The organism is Pseudomonas sp. GW821-FHT02H06 (assembly GCF_059421525.1).
Map to the genome: position 1 here is coordinate 343,290 of NZ_JBWKVD010000003.1, position 21,254 is coordinate 364,543.

General features: G+C 59.3%; 19 protein-coding genes and 1 pseudogene. 5 read left to right on the forward strand and 15 right to left on the reverse strand.

What is annotated here, in order from left to right:
• The 3 genes from AC07VF_RS07565 to AC07VF_RS07575 all read left to right on the forward strand — a co-directional run bounded on the left by AC07VF_RS07565 (position 1) and on the right by AC07VF_RS07575 (position 3,083).
• Positions 1 to 1,284, forward strand: coding sequence for a hypothetical protein (locus tag AC07VF_RS07565; RefSeq protein WP_346627366.1), 1,284 nt, complete (start codon positions 1 to 3; stop codon positions 1,282 to 1,284).
• A 158-nt stretch (positions 1,285 to 1,442) separates the two neighbouring features.
• Positions 1,443 to 2,213: a substrate-binding periplasmic protein gene (locus AC07VF_RS07570; protein WP_495008327.1), complete on the forward strand. Its 771-nt coding sequence runs from the start codon at positions 1,443 to 1,445 to the stop codon at positions 2,211 to 2,213.
• A 150-nt stretch (positions 2,214 to 2,363) separates the two neighbouring features.
• A complete protein-coding gene (locus AC07VF_RS07575) occupies positions 2,364 to 3,083 on the forward strand; it encodes a hypothetical protein (RefSeq protein WP_495008326.1) in 720 nt (239 codons plus the stop codon).
• A 43-nt stretch (positions 3,084 to 3,126) separates the two neighbouring features.
• Here AC07VF_RS07575 and AC07VF_RS07580 read toward each other — a convergent pair whose 3' ends face one another.
• The 9 genes from AC07VF_RS07580 to gcvA all read right to left on the reverse strand — a co-directional run bounded on the left by AC07VF_RS07580 (position 3,127) and on the right by gcvA (position 13,587).
• Positions 3,127 to 4,929: an FAD/NAD(P)-binding protein gene (locus AC07VF_RS07580; RefSeq protein ID WP_495008325.1), complete on the reverse strand. Its 1,803-nt coding sequence runs from the start codon at positions 4,927 to 4,929 to the stop codon at positions 3,127 to 3,129.
• Positions 4,920 to 5,927, reverse strand: a complete 1,008-nt coding sequence (gene sbnB, locus AC07VF_RS07585; RefSeq protein ID WP_346627363.1) for a 2,3-diaminopropionate biosynthesis protein SbnB — start codon at positions 5,925 to 5,927, stop codon at positions 4,920 to 4,922. Before sbnB ends, AC07VF_RS07580 begins: the two co-directional genes overlap by 10 nt.
• Entirely contained in the window at positions 5,920 to 6,939 is a 1,020-nt protein-coding gene (gene sbnA / locus AC07VF_RS07590) for a 2,3-diaminopropionate biosynthesis protein SbnA (RefSeq protein ID WP_495008324.1), read from the reverse strand. The genes sbnB and sbnA overlap by 8 nt, the downstream gene beginning before the upstream one ends.
• On the reverse strand, positions 6,936 to 8,294 hold the full coding sequence (locus tag AC07VF_RS07595; protein ID WP_495008323.1) for a SidA/IucD/PvdA family monooxygenase: 1,359 nt from the start codon (positions 8,292 to 8,294) through the stop codon (positions 6,936 to 6,938). Before AC07VF_RS07595 ends, sbnA begins: the two co-directional genes overlap by 4 nt.
• 54 nt (positions 8,295 to 8,348) lie before the next feature.
• Positions 8,349 to 9,296, reverse strand: a complete 948-nt coding sequence (locus AC07VF_RS07600; protein ID WP_346627361.1) for an ABC transporter substrate-binding protein — start codon at positions 9,294 to 9,296, stop codon at positions 8,349 to 8,351.
• Complete coding sequence (locus AC07VF_RS07605) at positions 9,293 to 10,417, reverse strand: NAD(P)/FAD-dependent oxidoreductase (RefSeq protein ID WP_495008322.1); 1,125 nt, start codon at positions 10,415 to 10,417, stop codon at positions 9,293 to 9,295. The genes AC07VF_RS07600 and AC07VF_RS07605 overlap by 4 nt, the downstream gene beginning before the upstream one ends.
• A 20-nt stretch (positions 10,418 to 10,437) precedes the next feature.
• Positions 10,438 to 11,946: a methionine--tRNA ligase gene (locus AC07VF_RS07610; RefSeq protein WP_192174504.1), complete on the reverse strand. Its 1,509-nt coding sequence runs from the start codon at positions 11,944 to 11,946 to the stop codon at positions 10,438 to 10,440.
• Positions 11,946 to 12,389, reverse strand: coding sequence for a cupin domain-containing protein (locus AC07VF_RS07615; protein ID WP_463584339.1), 444 nt, complete (start codon positions 12,387 to 12,389; stop codon positions 11,946 to 11,948). The genes AC07VF_RS07610 and AC07VF_RS07615 overlap by 1 nt, the downstream gene beginning before the upstream one ends.
• A 289-nt stretch (positions 12,390 to 12,678) precedes the next feature.
• Positions 12,679 to 13,587 carry a transcriptional regulator GcvA gene (gcvA, locus tag AC07VF_RS07620; protein ID WP_192174502.1) on the reverse strand — a complete coding sequence of 303 codons (909 nt, stop codon included), beginning with the start codon at positions 13,585 to 13,587 and terminating at the stop codon, positions 12,679 to 12,681.
• Between the two features lie 156 nt (positions 13,588 to 13,743).
• Between gcvA and AC07VF_RS07625 the strand changes: the two genes are divergently transcribed.
• Together AC07VF_RS07625 and AC07VF_RS07630 are read left to right on the forward strand one after the other, a co-directional pair.
• The gene (locus AC07VF_RS07625) at positions 13,744 to 14,667 is read left to right on the forward strand and encodes a DMT family transporter (protein WP_192174564.1); all 924 of its coding nucleotides are present in this window, start codon (positions 13,744 to 13,746) and stop codon (positions 14,665 to 14,667) included.
• Between the two features lie 178 nt (positions 14,668 to 14,845).
• Positions 14,846 to 15,778: a LysR substrate-binding domain-containing protein gene (locus AC07VF_RS07630; protein WP_282365435.1), complete on the forward strand. Its 933-nt coding sequence runs from the start codon at positions 14,846 to 14,848 to the stop codon at positions 15,776 to 15,778.
• 24 nt (positions 15,779 to 15,802) lie between these two features.
• Here AC07VF_RS07630 and AC07VF_RS07635 read toward each other — a convergent pair whose 3' ends face one another.
• The 6 genes and pseudogenes from AC07VF_RS07635 to AC07VF_RS07660 all read right to left on the reverse strand — a co-directional run bounded on the left by AC07VF_RS07635 (position 15,803) and on the right by AC07VF_RS07660 (position 21,228).
• On the reverse strand, positions 15,803 to 16,507 hold the full coding sequence (locus AC07VF_RS07635; protein WP_495008321.1) for a hypothetical protein: 705 nt from the start codon (positions 16,505 to 16,507) through the stop codon (positions 15,803 to 15,805).
• A complete protein-coding gene (locus tag AC07VF_RS07640) occupies positions 16,507 to 16,851 on the reverse strand; it encodes a helix-turn-helix domain-containing protein (protein ID WP_495008320.1) in 345 nt (114 codons plus the stop codon). Before AC07VF_RS07640 ends, AC07VF_RS07635 begins: the two co-directional genes overlap by 1 nt.
• A 254-nt stretch (positions 16,852 to 17,105) precedes the next feature.
• Positions 17,106 to 17,615 carry a methyl-accepting chemotaxis protein gene (locus tag AC07VF_RS07645; RefSeq protein ID WP_495031053.1) on the reverse strand — a complete coding sequence of 170 codons (510 nt, stop codon included), beginning with the start codon at positions 17,613 to 17,615 and terminating at the stop codon, positions 17,106 to 17,108.
• Between the two features lie 30 nt (positions 17,616 to 17,645).
• A pseudogene (locus AC07VF_RS07650) lies at positions 17,646 to 18,437 on the reverse strand (PAS domain-containing protein); the annotation flags it as partial.
• 174 nt (positions 18,438 to 18,611) lie between these two features.
• Positions 18,612 to 20,447 (reverse strand): glutamine--fructose-6-phosphate transaminase (isomerizing), encoded by a 1,836-nt coding sequence (gene glmS, locus AC07VF_RS07655; protein WP_346627355.1) that lies wholly within the window; start codon positions 20,445 to 20,447, stop codon positions 18,612 to 18,614.
• Between the two features lie 10 nt (positions 20,448 to 20,457).
• Positions 20,458 to 21,228: a DeoR/GlpR family DNA-binding transcription regulator gene (locus AC07VF_RS07660; RefSeq protein WP_192174475.1), complete on the reverse strand. Its 771-nt coding sequence runs from the start codon at positions 21,226 to 21,228 to the stop codon at positions 20,458 to 20,460.
• Positions 21,229 to 21,254: the final 26 nt, after the last annotated feature.

The following is a 21,254-nucleotide window of genomic DNA, read 5'->3' on the forward strand; positions in this document are numbered from 1 at the left end:
ATGAGCTTTCGCAGCATCGGCCTGAGCGGCCTGGCACTGATGGCCGCCCTGTGCGCGGCCAATGTCGCCGTGGCCGAGCCGTTTATCGTCGGCGTCGCTACCCATTCAATGAATAACACCGGGCAACCGCTGCGCAGCCTTCAGATGGCAAGCGTGGCGGGCGTCACGTCCATTCGCGATGACGCCTTCTGGTCTACGGCCGAACCTGTGCGCGGCCAGATGCAGATCATTGCGCCTTGGCGCGCATGGCTGAGCACTGCCAAGGGACTGAATCTCACACCGATGGTCATTCTTGGCTACGGCAGCTCATATCAAGGGGGCGCAAAGCCGCGCATACCTGCGGTCAAGATTCCGTACCTGAAATACGTGGACTACCTCACCCGCCAGTTGGGCAGTCCGGTCAGGTTCTATGAGGTCTGGAACGAGTGGGACCTTGACGGCCCGACCGATCCGCGCCTGAGCAATGACTACGTCACGCTGGTCCGTGACGCGGCACCGATCGTTCGCAAGAACAATCCCCAGGCGCTGGTACTCGCTGGCGCCGTAACGACCATGGGCATCAAGAGTGGCTTCGTCGACCGTATCCTGGCTGCAGGGGTGATGAAGTACGCCGATGGCATCTCCCTGCACCCATACGTGCACTGCGAAGGCAGCTACCGCAACACGCCGGAAAGCTGGATCGGCTGGATGCGTGATCTGGACCGTCGAATCAGCACCAAGGTTGGGAGGCCGGTGCCGCTGTATCTGACCGAGATGAGCTGGCCAAGCCACAATGGCAACTGCGGCGTCAGCGCCGAGCGCCAGTCTGCGTACCTGGCCCGCGCGTACTTCCTCATCCGCACGGTGCCGAATGTCAAAGGCATGTGGTGGTATGACCTGATCAACGATGGCACCAACCGCACCGAGCAGGAGCACAACTTTGGCCTGCTTGATGCCGATCTCCGTGCGAAACCGGCTTATTCCGTACTGAAGGCCATCAGCCCTTATCTGCCTCAGTTCACCTACGAGCCGGCAAACAGCCTGCAGTCCGACGGCGTCTTCCAACTGGCATTCAGCAATGGACGCGAGCGCATTTTGGTGGCGTGGGTCAGCGGTCGGGAGCACGAAGTCACCATCAGCGCCCCCGCCATGAAAAACAAGCCGGTGCGCATCCTCGACACGCAGACACCGGACAAGGGCATGACCGACTCCCCGCAGCAGTGGGTGTGCGACGCCCAGCGCTGCTCGGCCCGGCTGACGCTGACGGAGTTTCCGAAAATCATTCGCCTAAGCCCTGACGCCTGAGCCGCGACGCCTTAAGACCGCACCTGTTCCAACCCGCCTGACCTGTCAGCGCGGGTTTTTTTATGTGCGGTAGATTCAGATAGTGGCAATACGACATTTTCTGGACATGTCTTACTGCTACCTTACGGCTTGGGGCAGACACGCTGCCGGAGGAACGTATGGGGCTTCGGGGAAGATTCATCGTTGGCAGTCTGCTCGGGCTGCTCATGCTGCCAGCCGTGGCTGAGCCGTACGTCGCGGGCGGAGCTCAGTGGAAGCCGTATGCCTACGAGGACAAGGACGGCCATCTGGCGGGGATCTCCATCGACATCGCGCGACGCGTGACGAAGCTGGCCAAGCTGGCCAAGCTGGACGTTACCTTCGTCAGCTACCCGGTCAATCGCCTGCAGTCGATGCTGCGCAAGGGCGAGATCGATATCAATTACGCCGACGCACTGATCTGGAACAGCCCCGAGGAGCAACGTCGATACGTGTTCTCCAAGCCCTATTCCACGGTTAGAGAGCACCTGTACTTTCTGGCCGACCACCCTGCCCGCAGCCAGACCATCGCACAACTGGAACACCTGACCATCGGCATGGTTCGGGGCTACAACTACCGGGCACTCGACCCGGCCATCGAGCAGCGCCGCCTGACCCGACTGGAAACCTCGAAGGACGAAGCGCTGATCAAGCTGCTCCAGAGCAAACGCGTCGACGCCATCGCCATGGTCGACGACATCTTTGATGAGCTGATTTCAAGCAATGACCTCGATCCCGGCCAGTTCGCCCAGGGCGCACGACTCAGCGAAGCGCCGCTGGTATTTAAGCTCCAGCCGCAATACGCCTCGTGGTTGCCGCGGATCAATAGCGCGATCGACAGCCTGAGCAAGACGGGGGAGCTGGAGCGCATTCGACGCAAGTATTTGCCGGGGATGCAGGGGGCGAAGTGAAAGCAGCCCGATCGATGAGCCAGCCATTTTGTAACCTTGGAACAGTAGACAGCGCGCATCCCAGATCTGGAAAGTACAATGCCGACCTCAAAAAAAACCCCACCGTGAGGTGGGGTTCTTGTTACTTCGTCTGTCCTCGGGGGGAGGTGCATGCACCCGCGTGTCCCGTGGCTAGTGAAAAAACTATATGGACATAGGTTTATCAAGTCAATGCAAAAAGCCTGCGCTGTCTCGACCGCCCTCTCATCGGCTCGGATGGCAACGTATCGAAGTGCGGCTGCGGCTGCCGGGTTCGGGGGTGAAGAGGCTTTGGCACTTTACGCCTGGAATGCTCGCGTATCGGGCGCACTGCTTACACCCCTGCATATATGTGAAGTCGTTGTTCGCAACGCCGATGCTGACGCATTAGAACTAATTCACGGACCCTCCTGGCCATGGAGTTCTGGCTTCGAACGCAGCCTTCCTCGGTGCGCAGGCCCCGGCTATAACCCGCTAACAGACCTGCAGCGCCTTAAGTCGAAGCGCAGCACTGCGGGCCAGATTGTCGCCGAACTAAAATTCGTATTCTGGGAGAAAATGTTTACCAGCCGACATGACGATCGAATCTGGAACTCGTGTCTTATCCAAGTCTTTCCCAACCTGGAGCCCGCCAATACGACCTCAGAAAACCGCAAGAAGATATTTGAAAACCTGAACAACGTGCGACTGCTCAGAAATCGCATTGCCCACCACGAACCTATTTTCAGTCGAGATCTCCAAGCCGACTTCTGCATCATCATCGGACTGGTAGAAGCTCGGTGCAGAGCATCCGCCTCGTGGATGCTGAAGCAGCAGCATGCTCTAGAGGTCATCGCCACCAAACCTTTCTAGGCGTCTCTCATGCGCGAATGCGGTAGAGCGCTGAAGATAGCCTCTAAACCGTCGATTTGACCTCAACATTCAACCCCAACATCTCGCGGGCGATTCGGTCGGCGTCGACGAAGGCACGGGAATAGCTGCCCGAAGACGGGATGTAGTGGTTGTAATAAGTGGAGCCTTCAACAAGAGGGCCGGTTATCCACAGATTCGGTTGTGCTTTGCCTTCACTGTCGACGAGCACGCCCTCTCCATCTTCGGTCAGGCTGTGGATAATTCCAATGCTCTTTAACGAGCGAATGATCTTTGGCAGCGACGATTTGTCACAGGCGGTGCTAACGTGGGCCCTAATAATACAATGCAAGGGCACCGACAGATTGCCCGCGAGAACCACCTTGGGCCCTACCCCGTCTGCACTGTGGATAACTTGAGAATGCCGCACCCAGTGGACAACTCCCGCGTCGGCCAAGGCCAGCAGCTCCTGATGACGTTCCTTCTGCGGCCCGGCCACCATTCGATTGACGTGGGGTGCGTACTCTCCAAAGAAGACAATTTTTGAAGCCGCTTTAAGTCCTCGGTTATCCACAACCCGACGCAGCTGCTCACGGCAACTTCTCCACACTTCGATCGCGGCTTTGATGGGGCTTGCATCAAGTCCTGAACAGCTCTGCCCGATATCGCGCTCGATAAAAGCGCGCATGGCCTGGGGATAATCCGCAGATTCAATGGTCGACACGCGGGGGTTATACACAGCCTCGTCCAGCGGAGGCGCATCAAAACGGGATGCCATTTCTGCCGACACGGCTTCAAGCCGGCCTGAGTGATACGCGCGCGCAACTTCCGCTTTGATCCTCACTGCCGATTCGCCTTTTTGGGAAGCGATCATCCCGAAGTATTCCGCGAGCATTTCAGCCCTTATCAACGGCAGGACCTGCTGCTCGAAATCCAATCCGGCAGGGTTTTCCGTTCGCAGATTAGCGACAGCCGACAATGTAAAAATCAGTGCCGCATTCGACGTCCGATGAAGCACGATGTCCGGCCGTGTGCGGTACGGCAGACCGCTGCGCGAGAACATATAGATACGCGGCTCTCGCCCACTGGGCTTATAACGTAAGCCTTCCGCCCGTTTGGTGAATTGGCCTCCGCGACCAACCGTCAGATCGGCAACGACGTCCATGGCGGTCAGGCCCAATCCCTCGATGCCAACCGCTTCTGTGGATAACTTGGAACCACGCGAATCAAGATGTGCGTCCTTTACGAACGCTCCGGGCAGTTCCTTATCATCATCCTGCAACCGCCGCGCATGACCCACTGTGATTGCCAGCCAATCCACAGAACACTCCACCTCGGCTGTGGACAGAACAAACTGGCCCATGTCGGTGTGCTCAATGTTATCCACAGCGTGCGGATGATGAACGACGCGCACGTTCCCCGGCAGACTGCGAACGACTTCCTCGTAAGTCCACGCCAGATACTCCCCCAGCCAGCGGCGCGGCAGGAATTCGTTGGGTCGTACGCTGCGTTCAGTCGATTTAAAACGCAGGCACCATTCGTAAAAGTTGGGTCCTTGGCGTCCTGTGTGCCCGTCGAGGGCGGCCGTGTCTGGAAACATCGAAATCTGCGAAGCAACAGTGTTGAGCATCAGGTATTCAGGCTGGTCGACGGCATGCAAACCTGGCCCCGGAGGCTGGGGATCAAATACGTTTACCTCGATGCGCCGAGCCGTGTTACTCGCCAGCGCACATATACGCTCCAGCACTGTCAGCCCGCGTGAGCCACAACCGACGATGCCGATCCTGACGACGGGTTTGTCCAAGGTTGGGGATAACTTTTCGCCGGCCAGCGCTGCGCTCAGTTCCATCTCAGGGTTTCTCCGAAGAACGAGTCAATGGCGATGCCACGGGATTCTGCCAGTGCGGTGTCGACGATGAATTTGCTCAACGCCAGGTCCAACACGCCCAGGCCGAAAGGCGAGAAGATCGAGGGCTTCGCAGGATCAAGCTCGACCTCGCCACGGATGAGGCCGGCCAGCGTGCCGTTCATAAAAGCGCGGCCGCCGGTCAATTGCTCGGCCAGATGCGGCGATGTGTTGGCCTTCATGCAGTGCTCGATGTCGTCACAGAGGTTGTTCGCCTCCAGCAGCAACTGCGGCGCGATGTCCCGCAACGAGATGTTCAGCACGACCTGCCCAGCGCGAAACGTCGTGGTTGGTTTGACGTACGGCTCGCCGGCCGTGGTGGCGAAGATCACCAGATCTGCCGCCAGCGCTTGCTCCAATGACCCAGTCCGGGCTGTGCATAAGTCGTTACGTTCGATAAAGCCAGTCAGAGAGTCCGCCGATGCCGCATCGAAATCATGCACAACGGCGTGGCCGATGCCCCACCCTTCGACGCCGAGCATGCGCGCGATGTTGCGGGCAATGACCCCTGCGCCGATAAATCCTACCGACGCAGCCTTACGTGACTGACCGTTGAGCCAGTAAGCGCCTGACACCGCCGAGGCGGCCGTTCGCACCGCGCTGATCTGCGCGCCTTCCAGGCAGGCATAGGGATAGCCGGTTTCGCGGTCGTTGAGGATCACAACGGCTGACGCCCTCGGCTTCTGCTGCGCGACATTGCCGGGAAAGCTGGAGATCCACTTGATTCCCGCCACTGCGTCCTCTCCGTCCAGCGCCGCAGGCAGGGCGATGATCCGGTTGGCAGGCTGTTGAGGGAAACGCAGAAAGTAGCTGTCCGGGTTGAGCGTCTGGCCGTCGTGGTGCTGCAGATACACCTGCTCGATGCGCCGCACCATGTCGTGGGCGTGGCTGTCGAGGATGTCTTTGATGACTGCGCCGGGGATCACGTGAAAGTCAGACATTCAGCGCTTCTCCCTCGAACGTGTGGACGTACTGCTTCAGATACCGGGTGATCGGTTGCGAGCTGAGCGCATTCAGCTCGGCGCGGCCGAACTTCTGCATGACCCAATCATCGTTGTAGATGGTTTCCAGGTAACGCTCGCCGGCGTCCGGGGAGATCGCCACGACAACGGCGTCTTTGGGAATCCCCAGCGAGGGCGAGGCCAACCCGGCCACCACGGTCCCGGTGGAGCCGCCGGCCAGGACGCCATTGGATTTCGCCAGCCAGCGACACATGGCCACCGTGGCGCGCTCATCCACCACTTGCTGCTTGTGCAAGTGATGGGCGCGGAATATCGGCGGCATCTGGCTGGAGCCAAGTCCCGGGATGAAGCGCGGGCCGGGTGCCTGACCGAAAGTCACCGAACCCGCGCTGTCTACCGCAATGATCTTGGTGCGCGGCGAATGCTTGCGGAAGTACTGTACGCAGCCCATCAAGGTGCCGGTGGTGCCAGCGCCGACGACCAGGTAGTCCAGCGCCGGGAAGGCGATATGAATCGAGCGCGCCGTGGTGTGTTCATGGGTGCGCGCGTTGGCCGGGTTGCTGTACTGGTTGAGCCACAGATGACGGGGATCACGGGACACGGCATCGCGGATGTAACGAATGCGCGTGCCCAGATAGCCGTCGTTGTCATCACGCTCGGTGACGATGACGATCTGTGCGCCAAAGGCTTCCATCATCTTGATGTTGTGCAGGTTGGTGTTGGGGTCGACGACGCAGCAGAACTTGTAACCGCGCTCGGCGCAGATCATCGCCAACGCTACGCCGAGGTTCCCGGACGAGGACTCGATCAGCACGGTGTCCTTGTGGATAAGTCGGCGTTCGGCATAGGAGTCGATCAAGCCTATGGCGGTCTTCATCTTGATCGAGCCCGCAGGGTTGCATGACTCAAGCTTCAAATGCAGGTTTTCAAAACCCAGGCCTTTTACCCTGACGAAGTTCGAATCGCCGACGATGTGGGAGATGAAATTCATGGCCGCGCCTCGACGTGTGCGGGCCGGGTGTAGCTCGGCATGGTCACCACCGGCGCGCGCTGCCGGGGCTGGGTCGCCAGCAACGCATCGGTCAGGTGCTGCGCACGTAGGGCGACCATGGAAAACGACTGAGCGTCGCTGATGCCATGGGTCTTTTCCGACGTGCCGTTCGCTAAAATCTGCACGCCCTCGCTGTGCTGCAGGGCGACGCGGTAATGCCGGTCGACCGCAAGGGTGCCGTCCTCGTCGCGGACCAGCCAGGGTTGCAGCAGGGTCAGCAGAGGCGGCACTGCGAGCTGCTCATACCCCGTACCCAAGACAATCCCGTCGACATACAGCACGGTTTCAATGCCGGTATTGCTGTCACGCAGCACCACCGAATAGGCATCGCCCACTTTTTCCACCGAGGCCACTTCGGACCAGGCATGCAGGTTCAGACGTCGGTGCCCGGTGACCTCGCCTTCGTACAGGAAGGAGTAAAGCGCCTGACTCTCGTCGACGTCGATGCCTGCGTAATTGGTCGACCGGATCTCTTCGAATACCCGATTGCGCCTGCCGGGCTCAAGGTCGTGGAAATAGTCGATGTGCTCCGGCAGGAAGGCCATGTTGGGAAACTGCCCGAGCTGTCCCACCTTGAAACCCACGCCGCGGTGCACCGAATGGACCTGCGTGGTGGGGGCGGCGCCGAGCAGGTGGGTGACCGCCTCCCCCGCGCTTTGACCCGAGCCCAGCACCAGCCAGCGCTGCGCGATAGGACCGCCACCGAGGTGGATGTTTTTCAAATACTGGGATGTGTGGAAGACACGGCCGCCGAGATGTGGGCTGAACGCCTCCGGTATCCGGGGCAGGCTGCCGTGGGAAAGCACAAGCCGTTTGGTGCGATAAGTGCCCTTGGCCGTGACGACATCAACACCCTTCAGGATGCCCTTTTCCGCCACCGGTAATACGTCGAGCACGCCTTCGTCGTAGGCCACGTAATCCTTGAGTTGCGCAGCGACCCAGGCGATGTAGTCGGACCATTCCACCCGGCTGGCCGGACGCCCAAGCAGGCCGAACGTGTGCAGACGACCCTTCTCCTTCAGGTACATGGCGAAGGAGAACCGACTGCGCGGATTGCGCGGCGTCACCAGGTCTCGAAACACATGGTGGTTGATGTCGGTGCCCGCCAGCAGAAACGCACCATGCCAGGTCGAATCACGCCCTTTTTCGAAGAAACGCACGCGCTGCAAAGGCTTGCGGCCGCTGTCTTCCGCCTCGTCTTCCAGCGCACAGGCCAGTGCGATACCGGCCGGGCCGAACCCGATCGAAACGACGTCAAGCGTTTCACGCACACCTTCGATTTCATACTGAGTCATGGTCATTCTTCCTGAAAGTTGCAAAAGATGTGGCGAGCTTTTGGGCAGGCCCCTTCAACACAGCAGACGTCGCTCGTGGACGTGCTCGTCGGTGTAGACCCACAGCGAAACCCGGGCGTGATCGTTCTCCCCGTCGCTGAAACTGACAGGGCCGGCAGGGGTGGCAAATTGATCGAAGCGCAGCGCATCGAGCAGTCCGCGCTGATCAGCGGCGGCTCGGTCGACCAGAGCAAATGCCGCAAGCGTCTCGACGGCGTAAACCGGCGCCTGTTCGGCGTAGATCTGTTGATAAGTCGCATCGAACGACTGCGCCTCAGCCAGATCTCCCGCGATGGGGAAGCTGATGACATACACCGTGCCGGTTTGCGCCATCCCTTCCACCAGCGCAGGAGATGCGGCGTCGTCGGTGAAGAAGATCGGCAATTCACAGCCAGCAGCGCGGTTATCCACAAGGAACTGGCGGCTGGCTCTTAAACGTCCGCAAAACACCAGAGCGTCGGCGTTATTCACATCGTCTACCAGCTCGACGGTGGATAACTGCGCAGCTGCATGCAGCTCCTGCATCTGCTGGCGCCCGTGCAGGCTCGGGTCAGTGAACAAAGCGAGCCGGCGCAGGCCTTCAGATTCGGCAAACTCGATCAACCGTGTGGCAAGGAGCCGATCAGACGCACAGATGCGAAACGTGGTTTCTCCAGCGCGGGTCAAGGCTGCGCAGGTAGACGCGGGCAAGATCAGCGGAATCCCCGCCTGTGCATAACTTTCCACTGCTGCTGCAGCGGAGTCCGAAGCGAAGTGACCTATCACAGCATCCACTTTCGCGTCGATGAAATGCCTCGCCGCCGCACGGCCGCCCGCTGCGCTCGCGCCGTCATCAAAGTAGAAATGTCGCGCGCGGCGCACGTGGGGAAACAGATGGCTGGACAGGTACACGCTGCGCAAGAAACCACGCGCGTGCAGTGTGGTGCCGACGTCGAGTGCCGCGCAGATACCCAGGCGCATCATGACAAGGCGACCTCGGCAAACCGCGAAGGGCGGAACGCTTCCATGACCGATCTATAAGCCGCATCCATCGACACGCCGGACATCAATCCGCTCAGCTCGAACGCCAGCAGCTCGGCAACATTGGGTGCCATTTTGAAACCGATGCCGCAAAACCCGGTGGCGAGAAACACATGGCTGTTGGCGCTGGAACGGCCGATCAGCGGGCGGCCGTCTTCGGTGTACGCGTCCCAGCCGACCTGTGTGACCACCGGCAAACTGTGGTGCCGGTCGTAGCCCAGACGAGAGACGCGGTCCATGACGTCCAGCTCGTTATCCAGCGGCGACATGTTCAGTTGATCCGCATGTTCTGCACGCTGGCGCCGCTGGCCGCCCACTTGCACGAGATTGCGTCCCAGCGGCAGCAGGTAGGTATTCAGATGGTGAGCAATGATCGGCATGCTCGGGGCCTGATCGCAGCCGAAGCGCGTGAATGGAATCGTCCGCACGTGCACGGCGTTGTGCGGCCGGGGCAACGGGCCACTGGCGCCACAGGCATCGACGACCCAGGTCGCTTCCAGGCACAGCTTGCCGGCATGAACCTGAACATAGCCGTCCAGTTCGACGCAGCGGTCGACAGCCAGGTGATCGAGGTACGTCGCTTTTTCACTGACGTAGCGGCACAGATTCGACACCGTGACGCGGGCATCCACCGTGCCGCCACTGCGTTCGATAAGCAGGCATTCGCCGACACAAAATGACGAGAAACGCCCGTTATCCAAAGCGTCGACGCAAGCGTGCAACTCAATGCTCTCGGACCCTTCGCTGTCCACCGCTTCCAGGTATTGCCCACACACCTCGGCGCTGGCGATGTAAGCGACGCCACTGCGGTTCAGTGCGCTCTCGTAGAGGGCGTGGACGATGCCGGAATTGCCGTGAAGTGATACGCGCCGGGTCAACGGACGCAGCGCGGCGTCCAGCTCCAGAGCGCGAACAATGCCGCCGGTGTCCCGCGTTGCGCCCTGGGCGCCAGCGATGCCTTTCTCCATCAGCGCGACATCGAGGCCGCTTTCGACCAGCGCCGCTGCAATCGAAGCGCCAATGATGCCGGCTCCGATCACGATCACATCAAATGAAGTTTTCATCGTCTTCGCGCGCCTCTCGGTCAGATTTCGTACTCGACCGCACTGACATACACCAGCTGCTGCAGGACTTCGTTTTCAGTGAAGCGGCAATAGCGCAGGATCTGTTTCGCCAGGTCCGGGAACACCGGCGCGCCGATGGCACCGATCAGCGCCATGTACGGCAGAATCCGCTTGCCGAGGGTCTGACGATCACGGGCGGCGTTGATGATGTCCGACAGCAGCACCGCGAGCCCCTTCATGCTGAAGTGATCCACCGACGTCACTTCGAACCAGCGCGCTACCAAAATCTTGAGGGCCGCCGCGTCCGCCGCACTGACTTTCAGGCTGTCGCCGTCCACCCGCTCGCGCTCGGCCTGGGCGGCCAGCTTGACCAGCACCTCGTTGAAGGTTTGCTCACGCCAGGCGGAGAACTTCTCGACATCGAAGTCATCGGTGTCCTGCTCCGGCGCGATCAGCGCCAGATAGAAGCGCGCGCTATCGGTACAGGCGTCTGCCACCAGGTCTCGCGCCCAGATCGCATAGTTGCGGCTGGTGGAAAGATTCTTGCCGTTCAAGGTCAGGAACTGGTTGGTGTAGAAGGTCTGGCGCATGCGATAGCCGTGCATGGTCTGCAGCAGCGAGGGGTAAACCATCATGTGGCTGAAGGCGCAGTCATAACCCAGAAAGTGCACCAGCCGGCCTTTGCCGGAGCGGCAGTATTCGTCGTACTCCCACGGCGCAAGCTTGTGTTCGTTCAGGTATTCGCGAAAGGCCGCCAGGTAACCGGACAGGCCCATGACCCAGGTATGTATGCGCCGGCTGCCATCCGGCTTGAGATCCAGCCCGCCGTCGTGAGGCCGGGTGATGCCCCAGTCCACCGGACCGATTTCGAATTCCTCCTCCAGGAAACGGCGGATGAAAGGCCGCAGCGGCGCATGTTCGAACGTGCTTTTGAGGTGGTTGCGAAAATTCGACAGCGCCAGAAATTCACGCTCAATGGGACGCCAGATCATGGGCGTCGCACATAACTTGCAGCGGAAGTTACTCATCTTCGAGGCATTGGGCGTGTGCGCGCACTCTTCGCACTGGCTGGCATCCGAGTCCGAGCCACAGTGATCGCAGTTACCCCGGCCAAATGCTTCGTAACCCCACTTGTCACAGTGTTCGCAGTACGGTTCCTGGCTGACCTTTTTGTAAATGGCCCCCGCCTTAACCGCGTACTCGTACATCTCCTCGACGGCGTTCTTGAAGTAACTGTTGCGATCCGGGCGCATCCAGAAGTCCACCTGGATGCCCATCTTCTTCAGCGTGTCGTTGATTTTGTCAGTGTTTTCCAGCGCCAGCGCTTGAGGCGCACGGTCCAGTTCGATACCTCGACGCAACATGTAGGACTGATAGTCATCGGAGTATGAAACGAGGGTGCAATCGTGGCCGCGTTGACGTTGGGCACGGGTGTAGATATCTGCCGCGAGAAAAGGCCCCGCCATATGACCAATATGCAAATCACCATTTGGCGTCGGCGGCGTGATCGTGACGAGTAACTTGCCCATCACGACGCCCTCTGATCGGACACGTCATGAATGGTCGCTTTGTGCAGGGCGAACTCATCGGCAGCCATTGCCTGCTGGGCATCTTCATCGAGGAAGCGGTTGGCGGAGTCACGGTCCCACCACACGACGTAGAAGTGGAAGTCTTCGTCGGTGTCGTTGAACACATAGTGATCGGTGTGTTTGGGAATGGCGGCGATGTCACCCATGGTGAACGGGTACGTCTGATCCCCCACAATCAACTGGGCGGTGCCTTTGATGCCGATAAAGAATTCCTGGTCTATCTGCGTATGCGACAAGGATTTGGTGTGCGGGCGCACGACGCACCAGCCACCACCAATGGGCGTCGGATAGCCGTTCCACGGCAGTAACCTCGCACCATCCAGGTCATATTCATGAACCAGTTTGTCCCACGCCATCGGGCGAAAAATATCGAAATCAGTCATGAGGGTTTCCTTCAGCCAGAGCATCCTGCTCGCTGTTTTATCGGCGCCAGACTGAGCTGACGGGCACGTGCCAGTTAAGGGACAAACTGAAGAAAAGCGCGCGACGGGGCAAACTAGAAATCCGCAATCAGCGGTTAAGTTTGACTTAACGGGTCTTGGCTTAATTGTTTTGATAATCAGCGAGTTGCCTGGTTTTAAAGGCGTGGGTGTATCACCCGTGGACACTGAAGCAGGACTTAACTGCCTTGATAACTAACCAACGCGGGGGGCGGGTATACGTGAGCGCGAACTATCGCGTGGTGAATTCACGCTGACTGGCGTTGGCCTGGGACAGCAGCCAGTCCCGAAATAGTTTGCTGGATTTGGGAAGAATGGCCGTCTCGTCATACACCAGGTAATAGGCGATGGGCGTGTCGATCGTCGCGCGAAACGGCACGACCAAACGACCAGACGCCAGCTCTTCCCGAATCAGCGAACGGCGCACCAGCGCAATGCCCATTCCCGCCAGCGCTGCCTCGATGACGCCGTTGGAATCCACGAACACCGAACCTTTGTGTACGGCCGCCTCGCCGTCTTCGATACCCACTGCACGGAGCCACAACGCCCAGTCCTCGCGGTGTTCGTCGTGCAAGAGGTTGTAGCTTTTCAGGTCAATGGGCGAGGAAAGATACCGGGAATCCGGCAGCAGAGAGGGGCTGCAGACAGGCTGCAGTCGGTCGTTGATCAGCATCTCCACTTCCAGACCGGGGTAACGCCCGAGGCCGTGGCGCACGGCGAAGTCGACACCGTCGCCGAGCAAATCAACCAGCCGGTTGGTGGTGCTGATCAGCACCTCGATGCCGGGGCAGATGGCCTGGAAATCAGGCAGGCGGGGCAGCAGCCATTGCATCGCAAATCCGCTGGTGCAGCTCACAGTGATTGTATTGGGGCCGTTGTCGCTCATCAGACGCTGGGTGGCGTCGGATATCTGCCCGAGCGCGGGACGAATGGCCCGCAGGTAGATCTTGCCCTCGGCAGTCAGCTCCAGGCGCTTGGTGTTGCGGATGAACAGCGTGACGCCCACGGCTTTTTCGAGCTTGGCGATCTGTTGGCTAATGGCCGCAGGGGTTACGAACAGCTCACCTGCCGCGCCTTTCATGCTGGCGTGGCGCCCCGTCGCTTCAAAACACAACAGCGCGTGCAGGGGCGGGAATTTCATGCCTGACCTCGATTAAGAAAATCTAATGTGCTTAAGAAAAGCTCGCTTGAGCACCACCCCAGACACTGCTCAAATCATCACACCCTGACTCGACGAGCGTCAATCAACAACTTTTCGGTCAGCGGATTGGCGATACGGATCAAGAAAGGAAGCGCAATGAAAGTCTCCGACTATGTTCGACTGATTGTTCTGGCTGCCATCTGGGGAGCCAGTTTTCTGTTCATGCGCGTTGCTGCCCCCGTATTGGGCGCGTTGCCGACCGCTTTCTTCCGCGTGTTGCTCGGCGCCATTGGCTTAATGGTGATTCTGGCCATTTTAAGAACCCGGCATGAGTTCAACGGCAAGTTCAAATCCACCTTGATCCTGGGCATCATCAATTCCGGCATTCCGTTTTTGATGTACAGCATGGCGGCCTTGTTATTACCCGCAGGTTATTCCGCGATCTTGAATGCGACGACACCCTTGATGGGCGTGTTGATAGGCTCAGTGTTTTTCAATGATTCGCTGACACCCAAAAAAGCGGTTGGCGTATTTCTCGGTTTGCTAGGGATAACGTTGCTGACCACGACAGGCCCGGTGACTTTCACCACGTCGGTGGTCATGGGCGCAATTGCTTGCCTGGTCGCGACCAGTTGCTACGGCGCTGCAGGATTCCTGACCCGTCAGTGGATCGGCGACCGGGGAGGCCTGGACGCGAAACTCGTGGCGTTCGGCAGCCAGATTGGTGCGACGCTGTTTCTGCTGCCCTTCTTCGCCGTCTCCGCCACCGTCAACCCGCCAGCCACCTGGGGCGACTCAACCGTGTGGCTGTCCCTGGCAGCCGTCGGTTTCGTGTGCACGGCCTGTGCTTACATTTTGTACTTCCGCCTGATCGCCGATATCGGCCCGGTCCGCTCGCTGACCGTCACTTTCCTGATTCCGCCATTTGGCGTCCTTTGGGGCGTGATGTTCCTCGGTGAAAAGGTCTCCGCCGGACACCTTTACGGCGGCGGTCTCATCTGCCTGGCGGTCTGGTTCGTGTTGAGCCAAAGCAAGCCGAAGCCGGCACCTGTTCCTCAAGACCGCGCCGCCACAACCTGACAGCAAGGTTATCCACAACTGTTTTCGGCGCCGGGTAAATACCCGGCAGGGCCCGGCTGTGCCTGAAATATCCAAGCTCGGGTGATAAGAACGCTTTGGGGATTCATCCGATGGCAACTCCAACACGCTTTTCCATCACCTGGCGCACTGGCAGCACTCTCACGGCGAGGTATGCAGGATGAGCAGAGCGATCCCGTTGATAGCCCTCCGCACGTTCGTTGAGGTGTGCAAGGCCGGGAGCATGAAACGTGCAGCGGACCAGCTGTGTGTGTCACCGGCCGCCATCAGCCAGCAGATCAAAGGGCTGGAAGACCAGATCGGCAGGCGGCTGTTCGAGCGAGACGCCAAGGGCATCCAGCTTACCCCTTCCGGACGCAGCCTGTTCGACGAGCTCGCCGGCACCTTTGACGTCATCGAAAAAGCCTGGTCGCGCGCTGCACTCAAGGCGCCACGTCAGACGCGCCTGGTGATCAGCACGACGTCCACCATCGCAAGTTCGTGGCTGATCCCGGCACTGGGTGGTTTCAAGGAACGTTGCCCTAACGTCGAAATATCGATTCAGATTTGTAACGGTCTGTCGGAGCTCAAGCACGGCCATGTGGATATCTGCATCCAGCGCGAGATGGCCGCCAGTTGTGAAAACCACGCCACGCACTTGTGGTCGTCCTACTTGATCCCCGTGTGCAGCCCGCATCTGCTCAGCACCCAGCGCAATATCGAGAGCCCGCAGGATTGCCTGACCTTCCCGCTGCTGCAGGACACCGAGCGCAACTACTGGAAGGTCTGGATGAACGCCTTCGGCATGAGCAACCGCAAGATGATTCAGGGTTCCAGCTATGGCGACGAGTCCCTGTTGATAAGTGCGGCCTGCGCCGGCCAGGGCATCGCGCTGGTCAACAGCGTCTTCGCGTCCGAGGCATTGCAGAGCAAACGGCTGGTGCAGGTCACCAATGCCACGGCGGAGCTCAAGTTCGACTATTTCGTCTATTGCGCGAAAGAGCGGCGGGAAGAATGGGCGATTGCTGAGTTCATGAAATGGGCTGTGCAGCAGGCGGGCAAGACAGCGAAGGGGCATGCCCGGGAGATTGAAAGCGCGAGCCAGGTGGCTTGATTCACGAAGCTCGGCGAGTGGGTTTCACTGGGTCATACGTGTTGAGCTGACGGCGTCGCATGCCATGTGCAGATCTGTGCCCCTTAGCCATTTGCCGTAATGAGCTTTGAGCTCATCTTCCCAACTCGAGCGGCCAATGCGTTGTAGCACCTGCGTTTGAACAGCTCTTGCAGGTCCTCGTCCGGGACTCCTCTGCGTCGCATCTCGTCTGCCACCGATGCATACCGCCAGTCGCGGTGGCGCGGTTCGTTCCAGTCTGAATCGAGCAAAGTGAGTGCGCTCAGCATCGGAATGCGATGGGCGCCGTCCGCACAACCCGGTGTTTGCGACGTGCATGCCCTTGGAAGCGGCGAAGGTCATGCAGGCAAATTCGATGGAGGGGAAATCATACTCATCAAACTGGTCACGGGGCTTGGCCAGGATCAGCATGCCTTTGTCTTGCAGCGTGCGCTTGGGCCTGGCTCCACCGAGGGACGAACGCTGCTGCCGTATGTTTAGCGTTACGAGCGATTCGGCATCCAGCTGCCTGTCGTAAACCGCTTCACAGGCTTCAATGAATTTCGCCAGACCTTTGAGCGTATAGTTGATGGGATCTGGCACCCATCCACTCCGTTTCACGTGATCAGGTGCATAAAGAAACTCACCCACCGCGCCTTTGAGCGTCAATCTGCCGAGCGTCACCACGTCTTTGGTCTTGGGGTCTTCCATATAGATATAGGCGCGAGACATCAAAAGTCCTCCGACTTGGGTTTCGCCAACCGCACCCGTCGCGCTGCGAGGCCGTCCTTCGCATCTTCGTCGCTGCCATAGCGAGTGATTTCAGACGTTTTTTCAATCCCGTCCAATGGCGCGAAAACCTGGTCGCTCAAGCCCAGGCGCCATAGCACCAGCATGAATGATCGCAAGTCGACCCGTTCCGAGCCGTTTTCGATCTTGCGTAACGTATGTGCCGAGATGCCGATCGCGCTTGTGAGATCAGCTTGGCGCAAGCCTACTGATAAGCGTCGAGCCTTTACCAGAAGCCCTATCCTGGCGAGGCTGTCGGCGCACGCCACAGGGAAGAAGTCAGTCATAAAACGCACCTGGGTTTACCTTATCTGACTTAAGGTAAACCAAGCTGAGTATTAACGCGATGTGAAGGTCAATTAATACGCACTTAAATGCGTTTTAGGCCGCCTAAAGCTTACTGTGGTGAGTTTTATGTGTGGGTGCCTACGACTCGCACGATTTTCCGTCGGCTTGGGAATCTGCGATCCGCCGCTGGCCTGCGCTGCGAAAGCACCTTGAACGTTCGTTGCGGACATCATGGATAGCACTGCAGAGATCATTATTGCCCGGCTTGACCCGAGAACTGCTCAACGGCGACCACAACACTGTTGGCACCTTGCTGAATGTCCTTGATCACCTCGTCCGCCTCACTGGCGAAATCCAGCGCCGCCCCGGCCTGCTGCCTGCTTTTTCCGATCATGGTCACAGCGCTGGACGCCAGAACCTGATTGTTTTTCACGACCTCGAATATCTCCGCCGTCGCCTTAGTGGTTCGAAGGGCCAGGTTTCTGACCTCGTCGGCGACCACAGCAAAACCGCGGCCCTGTTCCCCGGCACGTGCGGCTTCGATCGCTGCGTTCAAGGCCAACAGATTGGTCTGGTCCGCGATGCTGCCGATGGTTTTGACGATGGTACCGATTTCCTGGCTCTGGGCATCCAGTGCTTCAATGCCATGGGCAGCATCTTCCATCAACGCCGACAGTGTATTGAGGGTCGTCACGGTGTTCTGAATGACTTCGCGGCCTTGCTGTGCGCTGGCATTGGTTCGAACCGACGTGCCGTGGGCCATGCCGGCTGCTTCGGATACAGCGCGCTCGCGGGTGACCTGGTCGGTGATAACGGTGGCTATTTTGGCAATCTTGTACAGCTTGCCATTGGCATCCACGATTGGATTGTAGGAAGCCTCCAGCCATACCTCGTTGCCATGTTTATCCACTCGGCAAAACCTTCCCGCGACATAGGATGCCTGTCTAAGGGTCTGCCAAAACCGATCATATTCTTCCGACTGAGCGTCGGATGGCATGCAAAAGATTCGGTGGTGCTTGCCCTGGATTTGGGGAAGCGTATAGCCCATAGCGTCCAGAAAATTCTGATTGGCTGCCAGCACTAACCCATCCAGAGAAAACTCGATGACGGCAGTGGAGCGCATCAGAGCCCCCACCAGCGCTTCATTCTCCCTGGAGGCTTCAATGGTTCTCGTCAGCACGCTTGAATACAAAACGATGCGTTCGACCCGCCCGCTGTCACCTGCGAAGGGTATGACCATTGCCCGTAGCCAGACGTGTCGACCTTCACGGCTGCACAGACGCAACGTGCCGCTGTAATGCTTGCCCTGGGCAACAGCATCAAGAGCCCGGCGCTGATGTACGTCTCCGCTCAGCTCTGAAGGACTGAACTCACGGAGGGCACGACCGGACAACTCGGCCTGGGTGAATCCCAGCTCTGTTTCAAACAGAGCATTCACCTCAAGGATGACGCCTGCCGCGTCCAGGGTGACCGACACGGTTTCGAGATCCAGCGTCGCCTTGACCTGCTCAAGAGCCCCCAGCCGTTTTTCCAATTGCTGGATTTTATCTTTTAACCGGGTATTGAACATGGAGGCCGCTCGCATTGACTTGAGAAGCTATCGACGCGGCGAGCGAAACCTTGAGAAGCATGGCCAGCAGCCTGATGGCCGGTGCAGATCAAGCATTCGGTCCAACGTGTAGGCCCTCCTTTGCCTACACATTAACAATCTGCGACTGCTCTGATTCCCTAAGAACCAGCGCAGTACGCTGTGGATAACTTATTCCACCGTCACGGACTTCGCCAAATTACGCGGCTGATCCACATCCGTACCCTTGAGCACTGCCACGTAATACGAAAGCAGTTGCAGCGGAATCGTGTAAAGGATCGGCGTCAATGCGTCGAGGATGTGGGGCATGGAAACCACGTGGGTCCCCTCTCCGTTGACCAGCCCGGCCTGTTCGTCAGCGAAGACGATCAGCTCGCCGCCCCGTGCACGCACTTCCTGCAGGTTGGATTTCAGTTTCTCCAGCAGCTCGTTGTTAGGTGCCACGGTGACGACGGGCATGTCACTGTCCACCAGTGCCAACGGGCCGTGTTTCAGTTCGCCGGCCGGGTAGGCTTCGGCGTGGATGTAGGAGATCTCCTTGAGCTTCAACGCCCCTTCCATCGCCACCGGGAATTGTGCGCCACGGCCCAAGAAGAGGGTGTGATTCTTCTCGGCGAACAGTTCGGCGATTTTCTCCACCGTCGTGTCCATCGCCAGTGCTTCACCCAGGCGGGTCGGCAGGCGGCGCAGCTCTTCAACCAGTTCTGCTTCCACGCCAGCGCCCAGCGTGCCTTTGACCTGACCCAGTGACAGCGTCAGTAGCATCAGCGCGACCAGCTGCGTGGTGAACGCCTTGGTCGACGCGACGCCGATTTCGGGGCCAGCCTGAGTGAGCAGGGTCAGATCGGATTCACGCACCAGCGAACTGATGCCTACGTTGCAGATCGCCAGGCTGGCGAGGAAACCCAGTTCCTTGGCATTGCGCAGCGCGGCCAGGGTGTCGGCCGTCTCGCCGGACTGGGAGATCGAAACGAACAGCGTGTCCGGCTGGACCACGACCTTGCGGTAGCGGAATTCGCTGGCCACCTCGACCTGGCAGGGAATGCCGGCCAGGCCTTCGAGCCAGTAGCGCGCGACCATGCCGGCGTGATAGCTGGTGCCGCAGGCGACGATTTGCACGTTGCGTACTTTGGCGAACAGCTCCGCCGCTTGCGGTCCGAATGCCTGCACCAGAACCTGCTGCTGACCGAGGCGGCCTTCCAGGGTGCGCTGCACGACTTTTGGCTGCTCGTGGATTTCCTTGAGCATGAAGTGGCGGTACTCGCCTTTGTCCGCCGCTTCTGCGCCCTCGTGATACTGAACGATCTCACGCTCGACGGGCAGGCCGGATGCGTCCCAGATCTGCACGCTGTCGCGACGGATCTCGGCGATGTCACCCTCTTCCAGGTACATGAAGCGGTCCGTCACCTGACGCAACGCCAGTTGATCAGAAGCGAGGAAGTTTTCCCCAAGGCCCAGACCCACAACCAGCGGGCTGCCACTGCGAGCGGCAATCAGGCGATCCGGTTGTTGTGCGCTGATGACCGCAAGGCCATACGCGCCGTGCAGTTCCTTCACCGTGGCCTTCAGAGCAGCGGCCAGATCGGGCGTGTCCTGCAGTTTATGGTGCAGCAGGTGGACAATGACCTCGGTGTCCGTGTCAGACGTGAACACATAACCCAGACCCTTCAAGCGCTCGCGAAGCGGCTCATGGTTTTCGATGATGCCGTTGTGCACCACCGCCAGTTGCTCGTTGGAAAAATGCGGGTGAGCGTTGCGCTCCAACGGTGCGCCATGGGTCGCCCAACGGGTGTGGGCGATGCCGAGGCGGCCTGTGACAGGTTCGCCAGCGAGCGCCCGCTCCAGTTCGCTGACCTTGCCGACCCGACGACAACGCTCAAGCACGCCAGCGTTGTTGAATAACGCCACGCCGGCGCTGTCGTAGCCCCGGTACTCCAGGCGCTTGAGGCCCTCCAGCAGGATGGCAGTAACATTCCGTTCAGCAACAGCGCCGACAATTCCACACATGGTTCTTCTCCTAGGAAACAGCAGCGCAGATCAAGGTTACGCCGCGAGCCTGAATTTGTTCGCGTGCCTCTTGAGGCAGGCGGTCATCGGTAATGAGGGTATGGACGCTGCCCCAGGGCAGCTCCAGATTGGGAATCTTGCGACCGACCTTATCGGCCTCGACCATCACGATCACTTCCCTGGCAACTTCGGCCATCACCCGGCTGAGCCCAAGAAGCTCGTTGAATGTGGTTGTACCGCGGGTAAGATCAATGCCGTCGGCGCCGATGAACAGCTGATCAAAGTCGTAGGAACGCAGCACCTGCTCCGCCACCTGACCCTGAAACGACTCTGAATGCGGGTCCCATGTGCCGCCGGTCATCAGCAGGACCGGTTCGTGCTCCAGTTCACCCAGCGCGTTGGCGACATGCAGGGAATTGGTCATCACCACGAGGCCCGGCTGCAATCCTAGCTCCGGGATCATCGCAGCCGTTGTACTGCCGCTGTCGATGATGATCCGTGCGTGTTCCCGAATGCGGGCAACAGCCGCGCGTGCGATGGCTTGTTTGAACCTGGAAACGGGCTGGCCGGGTTCGCCGATCAATTCCTGGGGCATCGGGATGGCGCCGCCGTAACGACGAAGCAGCAACCCGTTGCTTTCGAGCGCAGCCAGATCCTTACGGACCGTCACCTCGGACGTTTCGAAGCGTTTGGCCAACTCGTCCACGCTTACCTCCCCCTGCTCATTGAGCAGAGCAAGAATGTTGTGGCGGCGTTGAGGCGTGTTACGTTTCGACATGATTGCCTTAAGTTTCGTTTCGAAAGTTA